Origin of the sequence: Mastigocoleus testarum BC008 (genome assembly GCF_001456025.1) — a bacterium.
Classification (GTDB): Bacteria; Cyanobacteriota; Cyanobacteriia; order Cyanobacteriales; family Nostocaceae; genus Mastigocoleus; species Mastigocoleus testarum.
In genome coordinates, this window is sequence record NZ_LMTZ01000161.1 from 17234 (window position 1) to 41108 (window position 23875).

Genomic DNA, 23875 nt, shown 5'->3' on the forward strand with positions numbered 1-23875 from the left:
CCAGGTGAGGAGAATATTTTTTGGCGTTGCAATCAGCAACGCCGTTTGAGGATTAATGGATAGTTTCTGGAATAGCGATATTTTCTTTATGTTGGTCAGAGTATTCGACCAGCCAATTTATTACAAATTCTAGATTTTTGTAATGTGCGGTTATTTCTGCACAATTCCCTATTGGTGCAAACTCGGTTAAAGTTAGGCTGTATTTGTCTTTACCTAGTTGTGCGATATCGATGTTATATCCGTTATTGATTTGAAGACTAAAGGCTGTGCCGTTATTCTGAGAGGCTAAGGCTAAACCTGAATTGATTGCGATTTGTTGTAAGTTGTTGCTAAGATTATTAGACATAATTTTTAGAGTAAGAATTGTGTAAATGTAAAAGAGCGTGGCTGTGGTAAGTAGCGCTCTTTTGCTTTGTCTTTATATTCTTATGTTAACCCATGCATTAACCCATCTGTTAACCCGTTGTGACAGTTATGATATTGGGTTAACTTATGTGTTGCTAATTGTTTACCCAAGAGTTAAGATCTAGCTGTTAATAAGCTGGAAGTGGGTATGAAAGAATCAAGGTTATCAATTCGTGTTTCTCCCGAAGAGTTGGAGTCAATTAAGAAATCTGCAGCGGATGCGGAAATGACGTTAGCGGATTATTGTTTATCAGCGATAAGAGATAAGCAAGGAATTCAGCCAGAAGCTTTCGATAATATAAGCTTGCACCGGAGAATTAAAGTTTTAGAAGACAAAATGAAATTACTTGGTCATTGAAATTTGTTGGTTGTCTCCCCAAAATTGGGGAGAGGGATCTTAATACTCGCTAGGTAGCATTAAGACTTTTTGGGAAAGGTATAGCTTGATCTCTGCAAGAGGAAAGTTTGTGTAAGGAATTTTTTGTGTAAGGACTTCATTGTCTGTATCGCGCTCACAGATAAGAGTACCTGCATTATCTTTAACTTCTAGATGCCAAACTTGAAACTCTTGTAAGTAGATATCTTTGAGAAAGTCTTTGGTTTGATAAGAGAATATATCATCTATCAACCAGTAACATTGTGCTTCCTCTGCTAAGTATTTGATACCGTCGGTGTAGAGTAAGCCTAGCCAATGTTTGTACCAATTTTCTGTTCCGTGAAATTGAGCCAATCCTGATTGGATTCTTTGCTGTTTATCGGAGCTTGTATTTGTCATCAGGAAACCTCCGGTAGTTTGGAAACCCCGTCCGTCATTCATGTCGGGGAGGAAAAACGCCACGAGCAGATTTATCTGCCGTGGTTAATTGTCAAAACGAGTAAGAATAACCATCTCTTCTATGAATCAAGTTGCAATATTTGTAATTTATTCCTTGAATTAATCCAGCTTTACTGGAGATATTGAAAGAACCGCTTTTTCTGACAGCAACACGACCAAAATAAGTACCAATCTTTTTGCCTTTAGTCACTACAGCTTTCACTATGTCGCCAGTCTGAAAACCTTTAACAAACTTGTCCCTGGGGACATGTCTTTTTGGAAATCCGTGTTTATCAGTGCGACACATTTGACGTGTTCCATGCCCTGTACATCTAACTTTTAAGGGCTGTTTAGTTAGAAGAATTAAGTTGTCAACATCGCCAACGCAAGCCGCATCGATCCAATGCTCCTTAGGAAGATTTAATCGAGTGCGATTGTATTTAGTTTGTCCACCAGTGCCTGTTTTTATTTCGTGGAACCAGTCAAAAAATTTGACCATTTTGATGATTGCGTCTCTAGTTGCATTAACAGCCGCCGCATCTTTTAAAGGCTTTTTGGCTTGTGCCTTAATTTTTGCAAGGAGCGTTGGTTTATTCTTTAGGAAGTCTTCTACAGGTTTATTACCTTTTTTCTTGTTGCATTTGTCGCACGCCAAACACAGATTACTTACTCTGTTGCTGCCACCTTTAGACTTGGGGTGAATATGCTCTATCTGTAATGGAACGTCCTTTACGCCGCAGTAAGTACATTTTCTGTCCCATTTCTCTAGTAAATATTCCCTGACTTCGTAGCCGTGCAAAGTCCCTTGTTGATATTCCTCTTTAGAAATATCCGGATTTTGCATTTTTTGCATGTCAAACTTAACCCGCTCCACAATGATTTGGTCGGTAGGGGCAAAGCGCATTAATCGAATAACCCAAGTTTCTATTGTTTTTACCCGATGTTCTAAACTTGGTGGCAGCCAACCCTCAGGTCGCTTACGGTTTAAGAACCGAGGTTTACGGTAACGAGTTTTTCTGTTGCGGCGATTACGACGAACAGACCGCCGATCTAACAACTTTGCTTTGATTTGTTCGCCACGATGTTCTAATTCCATCCCCCAGATAACTTCGCCACCTCTGACTAGAGCAAAGCCAGTTACTTTACTTCCTGGGTCGATTTTTATTTGGCAAGATTGAACCGTTGGATTAGTAATTACTTGTTTCAGAATTATGGTAAATGGATACATTCTCAGTACTGCGGCTTTACCTTTTTCTAATAATCTCCGCGCTCTTTTGGGATGTATCGGATCTAATCGCTGTCTCCTTTGATCTACTACAAAAACGTGATTTTGCATGATTAGTGCATCTCTTTGGTAAAGTGATCTGAGACGCGCTTCGCGAACGACAATGTTTAGGGGCGGCGTATCTAGAAAGCACTGACTTAACCCATCTAAATCTGTTTAACTTTCTAGTTCTAGAGCTTGAGGCTAGTATCATGTACCCGTGCAAGGTAGGAACTTTAACACTCCCCCTAAACGTAGTAGTTGTTAACTACTGAGTCTGGTCAACTCAAGGCTGGAAGCCTCCGGCTTTAGCCGGGGGTCGTTGACAATTGGAGATGAAAGTTTTTATATGTAACCCGGTTAGTCGCCGGGTTTTTCTGTGTGATATTTTCTGTAGCGTTCAATCAGTAGCAATATATTTCCTTATTTCTTTCTAGGAATTCTTCTAGCTCTTTTGGCAGTTGTTTCTTTTGTTTCAGCATGAATTTTATATGTAGCTTGCTTAGGGGGCTTTGTTCTTGAATTTTTAAGTAAGGCTCCAAAGTTTCAGCGCATTCTTCGTTGAGGTAATAAATTTCGCATTCGTTTGACCTTGGGTGCTTGAATAAAAACTCTGCTTCCTCTGCTGCGGCTATTTCTTCTTTCTCTTTTTCTGGGCAATGCGGCCCGAAAGGCTCTAGTCTCATATTAATTTGGTCAGTTAGGTCGTACTCATACTCCAGGGCTGTTTTGTTTAGTAGGCGTAGGTAGCGTAGGTTTTTCATTGCCATATTTGTCTTTAGCCTTGGTTGACTATATTTATATAGTATTATGTGGGCACCCACGTGTCAATGAGTATTAATGCTATGAGATAGTTGATTTTGTGGACGCCCACAATGTATAATCGAAAGCTGATTTTGATTGACAGGTAATGACGCAAAACAAATCAAATAAGAATATGCCTGGTGATAGACATAAGTTTAAGGATAGGATCGTAGTAAGGCTTTCGTCAGAGAAAAAGGAGCTTTTTAAAAAAGCTTGTCAGGTACGAGAAGTTTCTCAGAGTGAGATGTTTCTGTATTGGATAGATAAGTTTATCGATGAGACAGATTTTACCGATGAGATAATTTAAGGAATTTTGATAGTAAATAACTCACGTTTCAAGGTGCTGATGAGTATTATCGCTTATGATTCGCATTTCCTCTAGACTGCACCCGAGGGATTCATTCTGATTACACACGGAGTGTGTCCGTGTCATATGTTTTCCTGCGGTTGACTATATTTACACAATATTTGGTGTATATTCACCATGCCAATAAGTATATGCTCAAGACAGTAATTAAATCGCTATGATTTACCCACGGAAAATCATAGCGATTTAAGAATGAGCTTTGCTGGTGAATTTAATAGTCGTGATAATTTTCTTCTGGTTTAAGGGAGAGATTATCTTTGATTGCTTTGCGCATAAGATGTTCTATCGCACCATTAAAGGTAACTCCTTCGTCTTTGCATTTATCATCAAATTTATCTTTTAGCTCTCGATCAATTCTTAGGTTGAATTGTGGTTTCGTGTGGCGATCGCCAGTCCTTGTACAGCAATTCTCATTTTGGAAGGAGAAGAATACAAATTTCTTTTAATTTGATAGAGAAGTAAGGTGAAATATTATATTGGTTTAAATATTAATGACAATAAATTAGCTAATGTTAGAGTTGGTAGTAATCGATCCAACTTCTAAGATGAGTTCTGTATTGTAAAGCATGAATTTATCTGGTCAACAGCGCAAACAATTGCAAGAAGCTTTGATTGATGCTTTTCCTGACAAGGCATCATTAGAGCAAATGCTGTCCTTTGAATTGAGTAAGAATTTAGATGTAATCGCTTCAGAAGGGAATTTAAGCCAGAAAGTTTTTGAGTTAATCAAAAAAGCAGAAGCAGAGAATTGGGTAGAAGATTTAATTGATGGTGCGCGACGGGCAAATCCTGGTAGTCAAAGGTTACAAGATGTAGCCAAGTTGATAGGGAAGGATTTTCAAGTACAGACAGGCATACCTCAGAATCTTCCCTACAGTGGAGTAGAGCAGTTTGTTGGTCGTCGTGAAAAACTGGAGCATCTTCATCAAGAACTGAATGATGGTCAACAGATAGTGATAACTGCCCTTGCGGGAATGGGTGGTATTGGTAAAACAGAGTTAGCGCTGCAATATGCTTTGCGATATCAAGATAATTACCCCGGTGGTTTATGTTGGCTGCAAGTGCGTGGAAAAGATTTGGGAGTTCAAATCATAGATTTTGGGCGTAGGTATTTGGGTGTCAATCCTCCAGATTATTTAGAATTGGATCTAGAAGGGCAAGTAAAGTATTGTTGGTCACATTGGAAAGAAGGAGCAGCACTGATAGTGCTTGATGATGTGCCAAAGTACGGCAACTTTTACAGAGAAAATATTCTTCCTTACTTACCACCAACACAATCACGTTTCAAGGTGCTGATGACCAGTCGCCAGCGTCCAGAAAGGGGTATACGTGGAATTGACCTAGATGTGCTTTCACCAGAAGCAGCATTGGAGTTACTGAAAGTGCTAGCGGGATCAGAACGGATCGAAGTTGAAATAGAAGCAGCACAAGGTTTATGTAAGTGGTTGGGATATCTGCCATTAGCATTGGAGTTGGTGGGAAGATATTTAGATAACCATCCAACCCTGACATTAGCAAAAGTGCTTTCTCGACTAGAAAGTAAGCGATTAGCAGCACGGGCGCTACTACAACAAGAATACGGGAATATGACGGCACCGTTAGGGGTAGCAGCGGCGTTTGAATTAAGCTGGGTAGAGCTTGATGAGGAAGCACAGAAACTGGGATGCTTATTGAGTTTATTTGCTTCAGCCCCCTTTAACTGGGAGTTAGTAGAGCAGTGTTTACCAGATACTGACGAAGAAGATTTGGAAGACATACGAGATGGTTATTTATTGAAGTTTAATCTGCTGCAATTAACTTCACAGAAAACCTACCGCATACATCCTCTTGTAAGGGAATTTTTACAGGCGAAGTTGGCACAGTTAGAATCAGCTTTACAGTTGAAACACTCTTTTGCTGGGGTTATGACTGCGATAAGCACAAAGTGCATAGCCGGAGGCATCGGTAAGAAGATTCCTGAAACTCCTACCAGTAAACATATTGATTCGGTCAAGGATGCTATTCCCCACCTGACAGAAGTGGCAGAAAATCTGACATCAGCTATTAGTGACGAAGATTTGGGTTGGGTTTTTATTGGTTTAGGGAAATTTTATCAAGGACAGGGCTTGTATCGTTTAGCAGAACCTTGGTATGGGAAATATGTGGAATTAATTAAATCACGTTGTGGAGAGAATGATCCTAAATACGCAACAAGCTTAGCTTGGTTAGCATTTTTGTACGAAATACAAGGAAGGTATAGTGAAGCAGAACCGCTTTATGAAAAAGGGTTGGAGATGAGAAAGCAGCTGTTTGAGAGGGACCATCCTAATGTGGCAAGTAGCTTGAACAATTTAGCACTTCTGTACTACCGGCAAGGAAGGTATAGTGAAGCAGAACCGCTTTATGAAGAAGGGTTGGAGATGGCAAAGCGGTTGTTTGAGGGGGACCATCCGGATGTGGCAGCTAGCTTGGACAATTTAGCATTGCTGTACGAAAGGCAAAGAAGGTATAGTGAGGCAGAGCCGCTTTATGAACAAGCCTTTGAGATGACAAAGCGGTTGTTTGGGGGTGACCATCCGGATGTGGCAACTAGCTTGAACAATTTAGCATTTATTTACGATAGTCAAGGAAGGTACAGTGAAGCCGAACCGCTGTATAAACAAGCCCTGGAAATGAGAAAACGGTTGTTTGAGGGGGACCATCCGGATGTGGCTTTAAGCTTGAACAATTTAGCAGCACTGTACTCTGCACAAGGAAGGTACAGTGAAGCAGAACTGCTTTATGAAGAAGGGTTGGAAATGAGAAAACGGCTATTTGAGGAGGACCATCCGGATGTGGCTGTAAGTTTGGACAATTTAGCATTTATGTATTCTGCACAAGGAAGGTACAGTAAAGCAGAACCGCTTTATAAACAAGCCTTGGAAATAAGAAAGCGGGTACTTGGTGAACAGCATCCCGATGTGGTGATCAATTTGAACAATTTAGCACTTCTGTATTATCGGCAAAGAAGATACAGTGAAGCAGAGGTGCTTTATGAAGAAGGGCTAGAGAAGGGAAAATGGGTACTGGGTGATGATCATTCCAATGTGGCTACCAGCTTGAATAACCTGGCTAATCTTTATAGTTCACAAGGACGGTATTCAGAAGCAAAACCGCTTTTGCAACAAGCATTAGAACTTTATAAAAGGTTGTTTGGTGATGAGCATCCTTGGGTGGCAACTAGCTTGAATAATTTAGCAGCATTGTACTATCGCCAAGGAAGGTATGGTGAAGCACAACCGCTTTATGAACGAGCCCTTGAAATTTGTAAAAAATGGCTAGGAACGGAGCATCCCAATACTATTAACGTCCGAAATAATCTTGAATATCTTCGGAGAAAACAAAAACGCAACAGAAAAGAATAGATGTATATTTGTTTATCTATATAGGGATAAAACCCCGGTGAACCCGACATGACCGACACCGAATATGCCCAACTCACAGCCCAAGGCTATGACCCAAACTTAGAACGCCATCTGGTAGAACTTGGTGAGGGCCCAGACGAAGCTAGGAAGTTAGCGCGGGGGTTGGACTAACCAAAGATAAACCGCCACAAACTGAGGAGGAATGGGAAGAATTTATGGCAGTGTGGGGATTAGTTCTGGGAAACTAGCTACAGGAGTAATGGCACAAATCGAAAACAACCCCAATTTAACAACGCGTATGCTCAGTGTATTGAAAGTGTGCAGCGTAAAAGCATTGGAGCAATTCTTGAGTCATCCCGCTGCTAGTTTTGTTATTGGTGTGCTGGAAGATTGGCAGAAAACTAACGGGACTTAGACAAAAAGCAAGCAAGAACAAGCCTCAAAGCCATTCATGACAACGGATTGACTTCAAAGTCCCGGCATATCACTCAAACATAGATATATCAAGAAAACCACTAATTCGACGTAAAACGATCGATTTATAAAGTTTTGAGGTTATTTTTGGAACAAAAAATGTCTAAGGTTCGCTAACTTTATTCCTGCTGGTAATTGGAGGAGGATGTGGGTTTTTCCAATGGGTAATAATGCAAAGCTTTGAAAAACTTTATTAAGTATTAGAAAAATATCAATAACAATACACAGGCGATAATTATGTTAATGAATACAAGATAAAGAGACAGTGTATTTGCTCACCTAACAAGGAAGTAGGAAAACTAATGTCTCCCAACTCCAACCAAAAATTCCCTATCTCCCTGAAATTATTATCTTACTCAATCACTGCAATGATAACTTTAGGATTAGTGGTAAGTGTATCAAAAGAAGTTGTAGGGGAAATACAAGCGCTACAGTCAGCAGAAAAATCCGCAGAATTAGCAGAAGCTGAGGAACTAATTGACAAAGCCAACAAATTGAGAGAGCAAGGTAATTATAGGGAAGCTATATCTTTTCAAGAAAAAGCTTTGGAAATTCAAGAGAAAGTATTAGGGAAAGAGCATCTAAAAATTGCAATTACGTTAAATGATTTAGCAGAATTTTATCAATTGCAGGGACTGTACCTTAAAGTAGAACCTCTTTATTTGCGATCGCTAAAAATTAATGAAAGGAATAATGATGATGTTTGTCCTCATATAGCCAGTAGTTTAAATGGTTTAGGTAAACTTTACCAAGGACGAGGTATTTATGCGAGAGCAGAGCGTATGTACCTACGTTCTTTAGCGATTCGTGAGAAAGTACTGGGTAAAAAACATCCCGATGTTGCAGAAAGTCTTTATAACGTGGCGGAAATTTACAGATTAAGAGGTAATTATGATGCTTCCGAAGCTTTTTATCTCCGCTCTCTAGCGATTCGGGAGAAAATATTTGGTAAAAAACATCCCAAAGTTGTAAAAACTCTCGATGGTTTACTGAAACTTAAGTACAAATTAGGGATATTTGGTAAATTTTATGACAGAAGAATAGAAAAAGAATTAGAGTCATTCAAATCTCTTCACCAACGCTCTGTGGCTATTCGGGAGAAAATGTTGGATGAGGAATATCCTGATGTCGCTGCTAACCTCTACCATTTAGCAAAACTTTACAGCATATATAGTACTTACCCTAAAGATGATAATTATAAAAGAGCAGAAACTCTTTACCAACGTTCCCTTGCTATTCAAGAAGAGTTATTGGGTAAAGAACATCCTGATGTAGCAACTACCTTACATGGTTTAGCCAATCTTTACAAAAATGATGAGAATGGCAAAAAAAGGGTAGCATCACTTTATCTGCGTTCCTTGGTTATTCGAGAGAAGGTATTAGGCAAAGAACATCCTGATGTGGCATCTATACTACATGATTTAGCAGGCTTTTACGAATCAGAAATGAATTTTGATGAAGTAGAAGCACTTTACCGACGTTCCTTGGCTATTCGGAAGAAAGCATTGGGTCAGGAACATCCTGATGTAGGAATGACCCTACTTAGGATAGCAACTTATTACAATTTGTTCGGGAGTCCCGATTTTACTCAGGAGATTTTTACGATTAATATTGCAGCAGAATCTCATTACTCACGCTCGCTGCCTATTTTTGAGAAAATAATGGGAAAAGAGAACTACATCGTAGCAGATATTCTGCAGAAACTAGCAACAATTTATCGAGAAAAGGGAAATTATAATCAAGCGGAAGCACTTTACCTACGCTCTTTAGCTATTAAAGAGAAACTAATGGGTACAGAACATTTTTATGTTGCACATGTTCTCAATGATTTAGTAATACTGTACAAGTTGCAGAAAAATTATACCAAAGCAGAATCTCTTTTATTGCGTTCCCTTGCTATTTACGAGAAAAAAATTGCTATTGACAAGAAAGAATCTAATCAAGATTTTTCGGGTCAGATGGTACCTGCTCTCAACTATTTAGGTTTAATTTACAACTTACAAGGAAAATATGAGAAAGCAGAATGTGTTTTATTACGTTCCCTTGCTATTCAGGAAAAAGAATTAGATGAAGAATTAAGAATTCTTATTGGAGAAATGAGAAATGCAATAGAAATTACCCTCAATCGTTTAGGTGTAGTTTACTATTCCCAAGGGAATTACGCTAAGGCAGAATCTGTTTTATTGCGCTCCGTAGCTATTAGTGAAAAGCGTGATTATCATAGATTAACTGAAACACCAACTGGTCTTGATAATTTAGCAAAACTTTACTGGGTACAAGGTAAAATCTCCAAAACGATTGATTTTCTCAATCGTAGATTAGCAATTGAAGAAAAAAAAATACAATTGATTTATCAAGGTTTTTCCGAACAAGAAAAACAAAAATTAGCTCAATACTTTAATGGAAGTCCTAATATTGCTATTTCCTTAGCCCTACAAGAATCAAACCCCTCCATTGCTAAATTAGCTATGACTACAGTACTGCGTCATAAAGGACGAGTATTGGATGCTATGACTGATATAGTGCAAACATTACGTCCTCATTTAGCAGGCAATCCAAAAATTAAAAAGTCATTTGATAAATGGTTGGATGTAAAAAAACAGTTAGCAGAATTAGTATATAGAGGAAGAAATAAACAAAATATTGAAATTTATCAACAGCAAATAAAAAAATTAAATTTAGAAAACGAAGAATTAGAAAACGAACTTAGTTTTATCAGTAAAGAGTTTCGTAAAGAAATTCAACCAATAGAACTAGCTCCTATCCAAGCAAAAATCCCTCAAAATGCAGCACTAGTAGAAATCATCCAATATCAACCATTTAATCCCAAGGCTCAATACCACAAAAGATTTGATAAACCCCGTTATGCTGCTGTCGTTTTACATCAAGTAGGTGAACCGAAATGGGTAGATTTGGGTAAGGTTGAAACTATTGACAAATCTGTTGAAAATTTTCGCAATGCCCTAAAATCACCTGTATCTTACTATAAAAACCAAGGTGAGAAAGTTTCCCGCGAATTAGATAAATTAATTATGGCTCCCATCCGTCCTTTATTAGGAAATGCGAATCACCTGTTATTATCACCAGACGGAGAATTAAACTTAATACCTTTTGAAGCTTTAAAAGATGAAAAAAATCAATACTTAGTTGAACGCTACTCTTTCTCTTATCTTACTACCGGAAGAGATTTATTGCGCTTCAACATCCAAGCAAAACAACTTTCTGATCCCGTAGTATTTGCAGATATTGACTATAACAATTATGAAAATATCATGATTGCAAAAAATAGTAATTCAAAGAACCAGCGTTCTGTAGACTTAACAAATCTAAGTTATGGCTCATTACCAGGAACTTCATTAGAAGGTAAAGCTATTCAAAATATCTTTCCCAATACAATTTTAATAACGAGTAAAAGAGCGACAGAGACGACAATCAAACAATTAAAAACACCCAGTATTTTACATTTAGCTACCCATGCTTTTTTCCTTGAAAATAAAAATAATAATAAATCAAAAAAAATTGAATTAGAAAATCCCTTACTACGCTCTGGTTTAGCTTTAGCTGGTTTTAATAATCGTCAAAATAAACAAAGTAATAATACAGAAGATGGAGTTCTTACTGCTTTAGAAATTGCAGGTTTGGACTTAAGAGGAACAAAATTAGTAGTATTATCAGCTTGTGAGACTGGACTTGGTGAAGTTAAAAACAGTGATGGTATCTATGGTTTGCGTCGTGCTTTGGTAATCGCTGGTTCTCAAGCTCAGCTATTAAGTTTATGGAAAGTTTCTGATGATGGAACTAAAGATTTAATGGTGAAGTATTATGACAACTTAAAAGCTGGAAAGGGTAGACATGAGTCATTACGAGAAGTACAATTAGAGTTTATTAAACATTCTAAATACAATCATCCCTATTATTGGGCTAGCTTTATTCCTACTGGTAATTGGAAAAAAATTTAAGTACAAGCGAATTCACTAATTACAACTTTAGTTTAAAGATATTTGGTTATTACTAAAAAAGCAAAATGTTTATCTTCTTACACTAAATTTATCGGTAGCTCAATTCAAAACATTCTGTGTGAAGTGGGGAGGTTTAGAACCAGAGGAAACTCCTGATATTGTTTTAAGTTCTCACCAATGCAGGGAACTAGCTCGGGAACGTCGTACTGAAGCAGTAAAGTATTTTGCGTTTTCAGGTTATTTGGCAATTGCACCATTAATAAAGCTGTGAAAGGACAAGCAAGGGCTATTAAGGAATTAAAACAAGTCAAATTTGTGCAGCCTATTCTTTGTTTTACTCAAGCGAATTTATCAGAAATTAACCAAAATAATATGATTGATGGTGTTTATGTAGTAGATACTATTAATTTGCTGAGATTACTAGATCGGTTTGAGAGTAAGTAATTTTAAATTATGCAGTAATTGAACTACTACACCTATCCATGACGAATGGCACAATACATTATTACTCAGTACTGATGCTTGAACATCTTCAAACATACGGTCAAGTTGAAGTTGTAGTGAAGTCATTTCTGCCCAAGGGTAACGTACAATAGCCATAATTTTTAATTCCTAGCTTTTTGTTTAATCAATTCAGGTTTAATGTGTTCCTTTGATTTTCATATTAGTGATAATTAAAAGTGGTGTAAATTCGGTTTTTATCACTTAATTATTGATGGAAACCGACACAATAAATAGAGTTAAATATCATGTTCGGTAAATTGCAAAAATATTGGTACGGCTAACTCTAGTTACAGAACTATTGTTAAGAGGAGTATGAAAATAAATTAGCTAAACTAAAAATAGTCCACTTATTTTTTGGGGGACTATGGATAATTTACAGCTAGCAGCAGGAAACACACAATTGTTGTTGGATTGCTTGGAGTTGAACGACATCGAAGCCTTGCAATATCTCCTCGACTGTTTATCACCAGACCAAAAACAAGCCGTCAAGTCAGTCCTCACCAACGAGCAATATCAACAGATTCACCAAGCTTTGAAACTGTATAAATTGAAGAAGAATTTAAAGGTGGGCGATTGCATTGTTTGCCATCCAACCCGATTGCATTTCCATAACAATTGGCTTGTGGAAGCTAGGGTGAAATCAATTGGTTTTTCGGGCAAGAAATTTACTTGCACAGTTTCATACCTTGACCAGAATCGCAAGCAACGTATTGGTAAAATATTTCAAGCTGATTGGATTTTGAGAAAAGCAGATAAGTACTTGCATTTTGGAAATTCAGGATAAACTTGTGTCAATTACTTAGTACACTAAACATTTAAATTGTGCGTTGCGAACTAAACTCAATTAATCTATCTCGCCACTAATTTTAAATGATAAGTAACAACTCCCGGTTCGCCCATTTTTTCAGGAGTATGGGTAGAGTTTATGAGTTTCTCGTGGGTAATTGAGTTTCCTTTAATTAGGAAACACCTTATTCCCGCAGGGTGGGAATGCTCGCCAAGACAAACAATTTGCTTTTCTAAATCTACTCTTATGTACGATATTGTGATTGGATTATTTATCAATAGATATGAATTTGGAATCTTAATTTAAGTCAATACCAACACCTTTACAACACCTCCGATTAAACTGAATCCTCTACTTATCCCGATCTGACTACATTTATTCATTACTTCTAAACGGGGATCTACGAAAAGTCAGCAAGTGCATAAGTTGATCTTGATTATAACTATGATGAATCAGAAATACATCATAAGGAGTTTATGTCAAGCTATGTCTGCTACCGAAAAAGAATCTCACTGTGTTGAGACCTTACACGGTCCTACCGTAAATAGGAAAGAATTACTATACCCCTAAGGAAATGATTTGAGTGCGAAAATATCAAATTAGTTCAAGGAAGATATCACATGACTATCAACAACCCAAACAGAAAAAAAATAAACAAGCACATTAGCAGAGTCAGCAAATGGCTGACAATTGTAGCAGTAGTTATCACGCTTGTACAAACCATAGTTCTTCCTGCCAATGCCGTAACCATAGCCCCAGGCAAGGAGATCGTAGGCCCAGCATCATGTCCCCAAATTGAGATCAGCACCACTGCAGGTGGTGATACTAAGGTTAGCACTACCGCAGGTTATGATAAGGATATGACAGGAGTATACGCAATAACACTTACCAATTCACCCACCCCATTAACCAATCGAAATTTTGTCCCATCTGATCGGGGAGCTATCGATAGTTATTTCCCTCCCGGTGCACAACAAGTAAAGGTAAAAAACATAGGAGAAGTTGAAATAGACCTGGGGTTCGTTTGCGACTGACCTCTGAGATGAGGAAAAGTTTTCAACTTCAATTCCTAGTATCACGGATGGGGTCAAAACCTGTTGGGAAGGATAAGATGGAGTGACTGGGCACGAGGACAAACAAGACTATAGCCGCCATTAAATTTAAATTCAAGAAGTGGCCTTTGACTCATATCTTGCACCTGTGAGTATTAACCCAGATAAATTCAAAATACGTGCCATAACGCTACCTAATTTTTATGACTTTATAATGACGCTATCGCGTCACGCTTTGCTAACGCTAAGTTAAGGGTTCTGGCTTTTTACTGAGTAATACATTTACATAAACTTTTGTTGGTGCAAGATGTAAGTTGAAGTAAGTCGCTCTCATAAAGTACCATGCAGACATCCATTTTCCGCTAAAAACAGATTTACAAACTTTTCTGAGTCTTGGTAACTTTTGGTGAAAGGAGTAGAAACGCGTTTTAAGGCAGTTAGCGTTGCGTTGCGTTAGCAATAGGCAGAGGGCAGAAGGCTTTTATGAGGAGGAAGAAAGAAGTAAGAAGTGAAAATCGTAGATTTTTGCTTATTTATCCTTATTTATCTTTATTTTTGACTTTATTTAAGGTTAGTTATCTTCTTAAACTGGTTTTGCATTATTTGATGCTAATTTATCAATATTTCCTAAATCTTGTAGACTTAGTTTTCCCATCACTGTATAAAAAATTGAAGCGAAGTGAATGACAGGGATATCAATGCCAGCACTAACTTCTGAGATAGTTGGACATATCAGAGATATTACTATTCTTTCTTCCTGAAATTCCCATATTTTAAGTAGGTTTTCACTGTTGTATTTAGAATAATTTACTTAAAGTAGGAAGTTATATCAGATACAACATATTGTAGTTCTATAAGAGACATCTCCAGAAATGAGATATCACCCCCGACTACACAAGGCTTTTATATTCTTTTTCAGAGATGTCTAAGGTATAAGCAAGGAGGATAAAATGATAATCTATTATGACACTATAGCGGAACAGTATAAGAAAGTTACAGAATTACCGTGTCGCCTTATTGAAGAATATACATACTTTAATCTGCTAGGGGATTTGACCGGTAAATCAATCCTCGATCTGGCATGTGGAGAAGGATTGTACAGTAGGAAGTTCCTGCACAAAGGGGCTAAAAAAATAGTGGGTGTGGACATTTCCGCAAAAATGATTGAACTGGCAAAACAACAAGAAAGCCAAAAACAAGAAGATATTGAGTATATTGTTGGTGATGTAATGGAGCTTGGCAAAATTGGCAGTTTTGATCTAGTAGTTGCTTCCTATCTACTAAACTATGCCCGAACTAAAGAAGAATTACTGAAAATGTGTCAGACTGTATACACCAACTTGAAACCTGGCGGTCGTTTTCTCACCATTAATAATAATTTACAACAATGCCCTGAATCTTATGGAATCTGTGAAAAATATGGGTATACAAAAAGTATTTCCGAAACACTTCAAGAAGGTACGCCCATTACTTTAACATTTAGAATACCTGGTGATAACAAAACAGTTAGCTTTGATAACTATTATCTCAGCAAAGAAACCTATGAATGGGCATTTCAAGTTGCTGGTTTTGAAGAGATTCACTTACATCAACCAATAGTATTTTCTGAAGGAATACAGGAATTTGATCTAGAATTTTGGCAAGACTTCCTTGAATATGCACCTATTGTTTGTATTGAATGCCTGAAGTAATATAACTAACCTGTGTGTTGCAAAGCAAAATCAACCAATTCATCTCGCCATTGCTTAACTCTCTCAACACCACTCCCAGGATTAACACAACCAAACTCCTCAACAGGATACCCATTTTGCGTTCCCCATTGCCAACAAATAGATCTAACAAACCCATCAACAACCTCATCACTCAACGAGTTAAAGTTGGTGGAGTTGTTCTGATGTAGCCACTGCCTAGCAAGCTCTAGAGGATAATCGAGTAGCGAGCAAATTTTCTTAACCCGTTCATTTTGGGAAACCTTATTTTGTACTAACTTTTGTGGTTTATTAGATGTTGATTTAGTAGAGGAAGAATGATTTCCGTCGTCGTCCTCATCTGCGGTAATGGAAAGCATTGCACAAATCGCATATCTCCTCGCATAGGTAATTGCAGCCCCAAGCTTCTGTGAATCAGTAGTTTCTGGAAGTGGGTAGTTACTTTGAATGAACTCCCCTGACTCATGATAAAGAAAAGTCTGCAACGTATACCCTTCCACTATCTGTACTATCGTCAGCCCTTGTTCTGCTAAAGCGCTCTCTGTCGCATCGAGAACACAATCCAAGGTTGCATATTTACTTTTAAAATACGGATTAACAGCATCCTTACTAATTTTCTTAAAATTTCTCTTAGCCTTGATGAGTGCAGGTATGATTTGTTGCATTGTCTTGAAGGGGATTAGGTGCAGAGTGCAGGGAGTGAAGAAAGCAGGGGGGCGGGGTGTAGGGCGCAGGAAGAATAAATTTTGAATGCTGCCTTGAGAAATCAAATCTCACTTAATGAAGAGAAGCAGCATTTTACACTGGTTGTTCCGATTAAGGTTACAATAATATATGGCTTTCTGTTGTTTAAAAAGCAGTTCTTAGCCCCAGCTATTACGTCTGGGGTTTAATTCTACGCGACCTGTAAGGCTAAGGATTCTGGAATAATCTCTAATTCTTCTGCATAGTGAGTGTTGAATTTTCCATCTTCCCAGGCTACCGAGATGAGTCCAGGGGTAAGACGAGTTACCACACCAGCCTTACTACAGTATGCAGAATAAAGGTCTACACCTCTCACCTTCTCCCCTATCTCAAAATCAAGAGGTCGAGATCCACGCCCTAATCTTTGATAAATCTCATCTCGAATTGATTCGGGCAACCAGTTGAGCTTGTCAAATTCTCCAGTCTTTTCTACGTGGTTTTCGTAAATATCAACAATTACCCCTGCATCATCCGCATCTTTTATATTGCTGGGGTTGCAACCAGAAATTTCCTCTAACTGCTCTACTGTCTTACAATCCGATATTTTACCTTTCAGGTTGACTACTTCTGTTGCAGGATCTCTTTCGTCTGGTTGTAATATGGATGCAGAATTTACTTTAGACAGGGCAGTTTCTTGAGAAGCATCTTCTTTGGAGACTGCATTACTTTCTCCAAGCTTCATTAATACTAAATTTGCAAAGGGTACCCAATCTAGATCTGACCTTTCACCTGTCCTTACAATGTAATCAACAAGCAAACTTTCAAGATTGTCGCAGAACTTAGTTTTAGAGTTTTCTTTACCACTAGCGCTTGCACATTTGATAAGTGCATCTATTCTCTGGGGACAACCTTGAGCGTATTCCCGAACTGTTTCCCACCTTACTTGCTGCAATTTCTTGGGACTGTTATGACTGGCGAAGAATTCAACTGCTGCTTGCTGTAAAATTTTCTGTGGTTCTAGTTGAGATATTTCTTGCTCTACCAATTTCTCAAATGTTGGTGAATTGATCCATTCAAAATCACTTCTGTCGCCTTTACTGCGTAATATATAATCTGCACACAATGAAGGTAACGCCTCTTTTACCTTCTTCCCAGTTTTACCAGAAAACCCAGATATCTCGGTCAACACTTCTGAATCTTTTAGAGCAAATAATCGGAAATCTTCCCAAGTCGTCTTTTTGTTAAAACCTGTCTTAAAGTTATTTGCACGTTCTTGGGCTGGTACTATCGGCTCAACTACTCCTACATCGCCTAACTCTAATGGTAATTCTGGATCTGTTTGTGGTGTTGTTGGAGAATTGAGGCTGATTTGTTCTTCCCCACCTCCGACATCAGCACTTTGGACAAATCGTAGTTGTCCCGTAAAGTATTCCTTATTCTCCCCGTCCGGCATCTGGCACAGGAAATGCCCGAACTTCTTATCTGAAGAGTAACCTATTATTTTGACTACTTCTTGTGTACCAATAACTTGAACAATATCGTTTACCTTCCAAGATGCTTGTGGTATGGCTTGTTCTGCCTTCTCTTCCACCATTGCAATAGCCTTGTCTTTCTGCCACTCGAGGCTCTGGTTCTCACTTTCTAACTCTGCAATTTTAGATTTTAGCTGTGCTATTCTTTGGTTCTCATCTTTATTTACTACCCAATCTAATTTCTGTTTCTTTAATGAGGCGTTCTCTTGGGAGTAAAAATTATTCTCTGTCGTTAACTTTTCAACAGTCGATCTTAAATCATTTATTTCCACTTGTAGATTTTCAGAATGCAAATTTAATTCTTGTTCACTGTTATCTAAGCTATCTGTTAATGCTTCTAATTCTTTTATTTTAGATTCTAATTTCTGTTTTTCAATCAACAATTCTTTGTTTGTTTGAACTGTCATTGAAAACTTTGATTTTAATTGCTCATATTCTTGGTCTAAACTAATTGGTGTATTTCCTAGTCCCCAAATTTCTGAAAGCGTATTCTTATAACTACTGAACCCTTTTTCCTTTAAGCCATTATCCACTAAGCTTTTACTCAATTCTCGCGATACTTCCAGATGTTCGACTGCCCTATCCTCAATCATTCTGCAAGCATCTATCTTATCCTTCATCTCTTGGATTACTTTTTCTGCTTCCTCTATCGCTGAAAAGTTTAATTCTAATAACATTTTGATTCCCCTTTTTTATTTGTAATTAATATGAATAAAATGCTATGAGCCAAAGCTAGAAGCCCTGGCTCAAAGTAAAGTTATACAGCGACTTCCACAGGAATAAATCCGCGCCGTTGCAATCCCTCCTTAATCGCTTTCATCTCATTCGTAAGTTCGTCAAAGTCAAAGCAGAAACCGCCATAAAGCATCCACCCTTTCAAGCGCTCCAATTCAGAGTAGCTGAAGTGGTACCGAAACATTTCGTATTTTTCATCAGGATGGGTAAAGAGCGTGACCGAAACATCACCGACATAACACTGTAAGTAGTCAGATTCAACTCCTTTACACATCATGAAATCCTTGGCATTTGGGAATTGACTCAAAACCAAGTCCTTAAAGCGTTTGGCTATTTCTATCGCTGGTTGCAATTTCTGTACATCGCCAAATCCACAAATTCCATCGATCTCAAAGTGAGCTAATCCCATAAAATAACCTCAAATATGTTTATCTGTGCAATTCTTACTTGTTGGTTAATGTTGCTAATAATCTCTCTATCTCTTCCAAATCCCCAGGAACGAATTTTGCACCAATCATTTCAGCAGTTTTTAGATTTTCTATGATTTCTTTGATAACGTAATTGCCTCGTGGTCCTTCAAAATGTTTGGCAAACCCTTCTCTAATCAACATCTTGTTTATCTCGTAAAGTAAAGTTAAATAGCCTTCTTTCGTTTCTTTGCCATTTTCTATCAAGGATGGAGCTACACCGTAATGCACTAAAAAACTTGCCTCTCCTTCCCTTAGACCAACTGAACATTCTTTACGACCAGTGGAAATTCCCGCTAATTCTGATGCTAGGTCATAACTTTTGTGGTGCAGAGATAAAGGATGACGATATTCTTCGATAAGTTCTATATCAAAGCTTTCCATAATTTAAACCTCAATGGTTAATATTTATCTGTCTATTCAAATTTGAGAAATTCACTAGTAGTCAATGCTTGAAATATTGCGAAATGGTTAAAAAACTTCCTCTTCTATATCTGCGATATTGTCCAAAGTCAAAGTTGCAACTATATATAAGGTGTATATGGCTAAGAAATAAGCGAACCAAGAGAGAAATATAATTGCTTGATGTCTACAATTTCCAAGATAGCTCGTAAGCACATCGATAGCAACACTTTTGAAATGAGAGGTACTTATCGAAAGTATTATTTTTGATTAGAAAAAATAATATCGAATGCACATCTTCAGTGTTACTATTGATTTATGCCAAGCAAATCTTATGTACATCGAAAGCACATTCGTGTTTAATTGAGAGGTAACAGATGTTTTTGCTTGAAATGGAGAGACAAAGAAAAACGAGGACATTCCGGATTGACGAAGTGGTAATCGATGGACTAAACAAGCTAGCTAAAAAAAGAGGTATTAGTGCTAATAGGTTGCTGGAAATTATTTTGTTTCAGGAATTAAAAGGAGAAGGAGTCATCAACAAAAGTACTGAATTATTAGGAGAAACGCGGGGAGGCGATCAAAAAAGTGAGGCAGCTAAGAGTAAACAGGAAACTGAAAACAAAGAAAGTTTGTAAAAAATAATAGTCATATCAATACGGTTGGTAAATTCTTATTTGTTAATTCTCGTAAGTGCTAAAAACCTCAATACACAATATGTAATGAGATTTTTGGTGAAAATTCTATGTCTTACTTTTTATTGAGTATTTTTACTTTAGCGACATTTATCGATTTTTGTATATACGAAGATAGTTAGATAGCAGATACAAACAGATAAGTGAAGAGAAACTATTAAGTGGAGTAAAAGAAGAATGATGCAAAGGAATTTAAAAATTTTCTTGTTACAAACTAAAATAATTCCCCGTCATGATGAGACGTCACCAATTTCATGGTAGATTGGTGACGTCTATAACTAAAATAAGGAGGTTAGCAGTATTAAAAATAATTAAAAGCCTAGAGCCGGTATTTTATCTAAAAGTGCGATCGATTTGGACTGGAGACCCGAAGACATCACACTCTAGAAAAATACGACCCGCTAGGAGATTCCATAACTGGAGTCCTTGAGAATTAAAACGCAAACAAAAGGAGGTGAGTGTAGAACAATTTTAGAAAGTAACTAACAATCACTAAATCACAAAAAAACTGTGATTCACAACTGTTGTGAGTCACTCATATCCACCTTTGTATCTTATCCTATCACAAAGGTATCATAACCGTGTGCTTTTTTGTCAAAAAAAATGATGAAAAGCTGCCACTTCAAGGTTTCTACCCTTTGTTAAAAGCTTAAAAATCTTGAATAATTACAAGCTAAGAACTTGAGAAGAAAGTTATCCCTCTGGTTCGACAACGTTGTTACATCTAAATCATTCCTGTATGAGGAATGGGCAAAATGCCACGTGTATCCCCAGAGGAACACAACAAAAAAACCAATTCGAATGTAACAACATCTCAACAATAAATACAAATGTTGGTGATACAAATTGCTAATCATTCGTGGCGCATGCTGCGCGTCTTCCTTAGCAATAGGTGTGTCAAATTGTATGCATCAATCAATTTAGTAACTGCATGCAATTATCTAGGAAGTAATGAGTGGAAGTAAATAAAAATTGAATTATTTACTTTCAGCACGCCAGCTTGCGTGACAAGCCTGCCTCCAATTCTTACTTATTACTCAATCAAGTTGAACCGGTGTGGATAACTCCAAACAAAAAAAATGGAGTACAACACACATGCATTTCTACCGCAGAATATTAAGATTACAGATCGCCTTTGCACTAAAAAACCTGAAGGCATTTGCACCTAAAAAACGGGAAACTTCCACCCCTCCAGAATGGATAAAAGCAAACCATTGGGAGGAATGGAATAGATCGGAAGTAGATCCAGGAATAATCTCTTTAAATATTGAATCGTTATTTGGTGAAGAAGTCTATGACAAGCTTTTAATCAGTCCTAAGATACAGCGGCGCAATGACTATAGGGTTTCTGACAAATACTTGAGGCGGTATCGTTCCCTGGAAGATGGTGGATTCTGGGTATCTGGAATAGATGTTTTGACCTGGGAAGATTCGCTCTGGGGGCAATTTAAAGGTGACAATCCCCGAGTAGATTTCGAGAATCCACAGAAAAAAATCAAATACGATGGACCGTGCGAAATGCCCACAGAGGTATTCGCCCTGAAAGTACCTCACCACATTTGGGTCAAAGTAGCACGGAATTTCAACGTCGAGCTACCAGAGAACTACAAAGAACTAGGCTATGGACAATTCTGGGTGTGGGTTTGGAATAACCCAAACATACCAATAGTAATAACCGAGGGCGCGAAAAAAGCAGGAGCATTGTTAAGTCGTGGTATTGTTGCTCTAGCGTTACCAGGAGTTAACTCAGGATACCGCCAATTAAGGGATGAGGAGGGTTTCCCAATTGGTAATCCTCGGTTAATTCCCCAGATCGAGAAGTTCGCGCAGAACGGGCGTGAATTTATCTTTGCATTTGACCAAGACAGCAAGGTGTCTACAATCCGGTCAGTCAACAACGCCCAGAAGAAAACAGCGAATCTACTAAAACTATTTGGATGCCAAGTCTCATTCTTGAAGTGGAACGGGGACAAGGGAAAAGGTATTGATGATTACTGCCATAATTGTGCTGAATATGACGACATCGACGAGTGTTTCTGGGAATTCTATGGAGATAGGCTCAGTTTTGAGTGTTGGGAAATGCTGCAAATGGTTCGCCTTACCTACAAAGCAAACAAGACAGTAAATAGAAGATATCTGCTCGATAGAAATAACCCAACAGAACTAACACCACCAGACAGCGCACAACTAGTCGGTATAAAAGCACCCAAAGGGGCAGGTAAGACAGAACTGATCAAAGAATATGTTCGTCCCTACCAATTGTCAGGTGAAATGCGGGTTTTGTTGATATCGCACCGAGTGCAACTTTCATTGCAGACAGCAGAAAGAATATATATTCCTTACATTACCGAACTGAAAGATTATGAGTTAGGGGATAGAGAAGGGATGGCTTTGTGTGTTGACTCCCTACATGAGGAATCTCAAGCTCACTTCAAATGGGAGCATTGGGGAAGAGTAGTAATCATCTTTGATGAAATTCAACAACTACTGTGGCATTTACTAAGTAGCCAAACCTGTGAGAAAGAGCGAGTAAAAATCATCAAAACCCTTCAGAATCTACTCAGACATGTAATTAAGTCCGGTGGTAAAATCATCATTGCAGATGCAGACTTAAACGACATCGCAATTGACTTTATAAGCGGATTAATTGGCTTCGACGTAGAGAAATATATCATAGTAAATGAATACAAATTCACTAATCCTTGGAATGTTTACAGCTTCCAAGATAAAAACCCAAAGCGATTATTCGCCAAAGCTGTAGAACTAATCAAAGAAGGGAAGAAAATATTCTTCTGTTTATCAGCTCAAAAATATAAATCAAAGTATTCATCGAAGAACTTAGAAAAGCTGATAAAAAAGTTTGAGAAAGAAATCAATAAAGAATTACCTGAGATACGTATACTTAGAATAGATTCAGAAGCAGTACAAAACCCAGAACATCCAGCATATCAATGTACTTCAAATCTCAATGAAGTGTTGAAAGATTACGATATAGTTCTATCAACACCGACCTTAGAAACAGGGGTATCAATTGATATTAAACATTTTGATGCAGTATTTGGAATATTCTCAGGAGTATCCACGGCAGATAGTGTAAGACAATTCCTTTCCAGATACCGTGAACCAGTACCAAGATACATTTGGGTAAAAGCAAAAGGAATTGGTTTTGTAGGTAATAAATCTAGCAATTACAAAGGATTAATTGTAAGCAGTAAGCAACTGGATAAATCAAATAGAAATAAACTAATCGATGCAGCATTAGAAGAAACAGTAAATGGTAACTTTGAGCCAATTTGTTTAACAACTTGGGCAAAATTAGGAGCAATAATTAATGCTGGGAAATGGCATTACCGAGATGAAGTAGAGAAAGGTTTAGCAGCAGAGGGACATAACATAATTCCCGAGTCAGAATGGGATATCAAGTTACCAGATACTTCAGAAGTAGACAAGGTTGACGAAGCAGTCAAAGACAACAAGAATGAGAATTATGAACAATATAACAATGATATCTCCGATGCATATTCACCAGACAATAACGAATTAGAGATACTATCAAAAAAACAAGCAAAAACAGAGAAAGAATTATTGTCTCTAAGAAAAGGCAATTTGGAACGCAAGTACAAAGTAGAAGTTACCCCTCAACTTGTGCAGAAAGACGATAATGGTTGGTACTCACAATTAATAGACTCTTCCGAAAATTTGCAACACGCTAGCCGTCTGGTTTTGGACAGTGTTAACTGTGAGCCAGAACTAACGTAATAATCAGATTTAGAGAAAGTTACTGATAGCAACTATCAACAAAAATATTGATAACTAATTCATAACCTCACCCATGTTT

Annotated in this window: 20 protein-coding genes and 2 pseudogenes; 12 read left to right on the forward strand and 10 right to left on the reverse strand. The window is 37.8% G+C overall.

Annotated elements, in window-relative coordinates; translation table 11 throughout:
* Nucleotides 1-52: 52 nt before the first annotated feature.
* Nucleotides 53-346, reverse strand: a complete 294-nt coding sequence (locus tag BC008_RS43030; protein ID WP_027843509.1) for a hypothetical protein — start codon at nucleotides 344-346, stop codon at nucleotides 53-55.
* Nucleotides 347-553: 207 nt separating this feature from the next.
* Here BC008_RS43030 and BC008_RS43035 point away from each other — a divergent pair, with 207 nt between their 5' ends.
* Entirely contained in the window at nucleotides 554-763 is a 210-nt protein-coding gene (locus BC008_RS43035; protein ID WP_027843510.1) for a plasmid mobilization protein, read from the forward strand.
* Between the two features lie 39 nt (nucleotides 764-802).
* Here the strand turns inward: BC008_RS43035 and BC008_RS43040 are convergent, their stop codons facing one another.
* The 4 genes and pseudogenes from BC008_RS43040 to BC008_RS52885 form a co-directional block, all read right to left on the reverse strand.
* The gene (locus BC008_RS43040) at nucleotides 803-1180 is read right to left on the reverse strand and encodes a DUF6876 family protein (protein ID WP_036265564.1); all 378 of its coding nucleotides are present in this window, start codon (nucleotides 1178-1180) and stop codon (nucleotides 803-805) included.
* 91 nt (nucleotides 1181-1271) lie between these two features.
* Nucleotides 1272-2555 carry an RNA-guided endonuclease IscB gene (iscB, locus tag BC008_RS43045; protein ID WP_027843512.1) on the reverse strand — a complete coding sequence of 428 codons (1284 nt, stop codon included), beginning with the start codon at nucleotides 2553-2555 and terminating at the stop codon, nucleotides 1272-1274.
* 332 nt (nucleotides 2556-2887) lie between these two features.
* A complete protein-coding gene (locus BC008_RS43050) occupies nucleotides 2888-3247 on the reverse strand; it encodes a hypothetical protein (protein ID WP_027843513.1) in 360 nt (119 codons plus the stop codon).
* A gap of 618 nt (nucleotides 3248-3865) precedes the next feature.
* Nucleotides 3866-4027 (reverse strand): annotated as a pseudogene (locus tag BC008_RS52885) (hypothetical protein); the annotation flags it as partial.
* Nucleotides 4028-4220: 193 nt separating this feature from the next.
* Between BC008_RS52885 and BC008_RS43055 the strand changes: the two are divergent.
* The 5 genes from BC008_RS43055 to BC008_RS50125 all read left to right on the forward strand — a co-directional run bounded on the left by BC008_RS43055 (nucleotide 4221) and on the right by BC008_RS50125 (nucleotide 11741).
* The gene (locus BC008_RS43055; protein ID WP_235596021.1) at nucleotides 4221-7037 is read left to right on the forward strand and encodes a tetratricopeptide repeat protein; all 2817 of its coding nucleotides are present in this window, start codon (nucleotides 4221-4223) and stop codon (nucleotides 7035-7037) included.
* A 48-nt stretch (nucleotides 7038-7085) separates the two neighbouring features.
* Nucleotides 7086-7208: a hypothetical protein gene (locus tag BC008_RS52390; RefSeq protein ID WP_268768293.1), complete on the forward strand. Its 123-nt coding sequence runs from the start codon at nucleotides 7086-7088 to the stop codon at nucleotides 7206-7208.
* A gap of 31 nt (nucleotides 7209-7239) precedes the next feature.
* Nucleotides 7240-7452 carry a hypothetical protein gene (locus BC008_RS50980; RefSeq protein WP_036267838.1) on the forward strand — a complete coding sequence of 71 codons (213 nt, stop codon included), beginning with the start codon at nucleotides 7240-7242 and terminating at the stop codon, nucleotides 7450-7452.
* Between the two features lie 361 nt (nucleotides 7453-7813).
* Entirely contained in the window at nucleotides 7814-11470 is a 3657-nt protein-coding gene (locus BC008_RS43065) for a tetratricopeptide repeat protein (protein ID WP_036267841.1), read from the forward strand.
* A 118-nt stretch (nucleotides 11471-11588) separates the two neighbouring features.
* On the forward strand, nucleotides 11589-11741 hold the full coding sequence (locus tag BC008_RS50125; protein WP_161938225.1) for a hypothetical protein: 153 nt from the start codon (nucleotides 11589-11591) through the stop codon (nucleotides 11739-11741).
* 149 nt (nucleotides 11742-11890) lie between these two features.
* Here BC008_RS50125 and BC008_RS50985 read toward each other — a convergent pair whose 3' ends face one another.
* Nucleotides 11891-12070: a hypothetical protein gene (locus BC008_RS50985; protein WP_201026235.1), complete on the reverse strand. Its 180-nt coding sequence runs from the start codon at nucleotides 12068-12070 to the stop codon at nucleotides 11891-11893.
* Nucleotides 12071-12338: 268 nt separating this feature from the next.
* Here BC008_RS50985 and BC008_RS43070 point away from each other — a divergent pair, with 268 nt between their 5' ends.
* From BC008_RS43070 to BC008_RS43080, 4 genes and pseudogenes are all read left to right on the forward strand, one after another.
* Nucleotides 12339-12758 (forward strand): hypothetical protein, encoded by a 420-nt coding sequence (locus BC008_RS43070; protein ID WP_027845985.1) that lies wholly within the window; start codon nucleotides 12339-12341, stop codon nucleotides 12756-12758.
* Nucleotides 12759-12974: 216 nt separating this feature from the next.
* A pseudogene (locus BC008_RS52960) lies at nucleotides 12975-13067 on the forward strand (IS1 family transposase); the annotation flags it as partial.
* A 314-nt stretch (nucleotides 13068-13381) separates the two neighbouring features.
* Nucleotides 13382-13795, forward strand: a complete 414-nt coding sequence (locus tag BC008_RS43075) for a hypothetical protein (protein WP_058184740.1) — start codon at nucleotides 13382-13384, stop codon at nucleotides 13793-13795.
* Nucleotides 13796-14763: 968 nt separating this feature from the next.
* Complete coding sequence (locus BC008_RS43080; protein WP_058184741.1) at nucleotides 14764-15504, forward strand: class I SAM-dependent methyltransferase; 741 nt, start codon at nucleotides 14764-14766, stop codon at nucleotides 15502-15504.
* A gap of 5 nt (nucleotides 15505-15509) precedes the next feature.
* Here BC008_RS43080 and BC008_RS43085 read toward each other — a convergent pair whose 3' ends face one another.
* The 4 genes from BC008_RS43085 to BC008_RS43100 form a co-directional block, all read right to left on the reverse strand.
* On the reverse strand, nucleotides 15510-16187 hold the full coding sequence (locus BC008_RS43085) for an ERF family protein (RefSeq protein WP_058184742.1): 678 nt from the start codon (nucleotides 16185-16187) through the stop codon (nucleotides 15510-15512).
* A 230-nt stretch (nucleotides 16188-16417) separates the two neighbouring features.
* A complete protein-coding gene (locus BC008_RS43090) occupies nucleotides 16418-18415 on the reverse strand; it encodes a hypothetical protein (protein ID WP_058184744.1) in 1998 nt (665 codons plus the stop codon).
* 80 nt (nucleotides 18416-18495) lie between these two features.
* Complete coding sequence (locus tag BC008_RS43095) at nucleotides 18496-18882, reverse strand: hypothetical protein (RefSeq protein ID WP_027846462.1); 387 nt, start codon at nucleotides 18880-18882, stop codon at nucleotides 18496-18498.
* Between the two features lie 34 nt (nucleotides 18883-18916).
* Nucleotides 18917-19324 carry a hypothetical protein gene (locus tag BC008_RS43100; RefSeq protein WP_027846463.1) on the reverse strand — a complete coding sequence of 136 codons (408 nt, stop codon included), beginning with the start codon at nucleotides 19322-19324 and terminating at the stop codon, nucleotides 18917-18919.
* 395 nt (nucleotides 19325-19719) lie between these two features.
* On the opposite strand from BC008_RS43100, the gene BC008_RS43105 reads away from it, so the two are divergent.
* Nucleotides 19720-19980 (forward strand): hypothetical protein, encoded by a 261-nt coding sequence (locus BC008_RS43105; protein WP_027846464.1) that lies wholly within the window; start codon nucleotides 19720-19722, stop codon nucleotides 19978-19980.
* 1152 nt (nucleotides 19981-21132) lie between these two features.
* Complete coding sequence (locus tag BC008_RS43110; RefSeq protein ID WP_161938226.1) at nucleotides 21133-23796, forward strand: plasmid replication protein, CyRepA1 family; 2664 nt, start codon at nucleotides 21133-21135, stop codon at nucleotides 23794-23796.
* The last annotated feature ends 79 nt before the right edge of the window (nucleotides 23797-23875 follow it).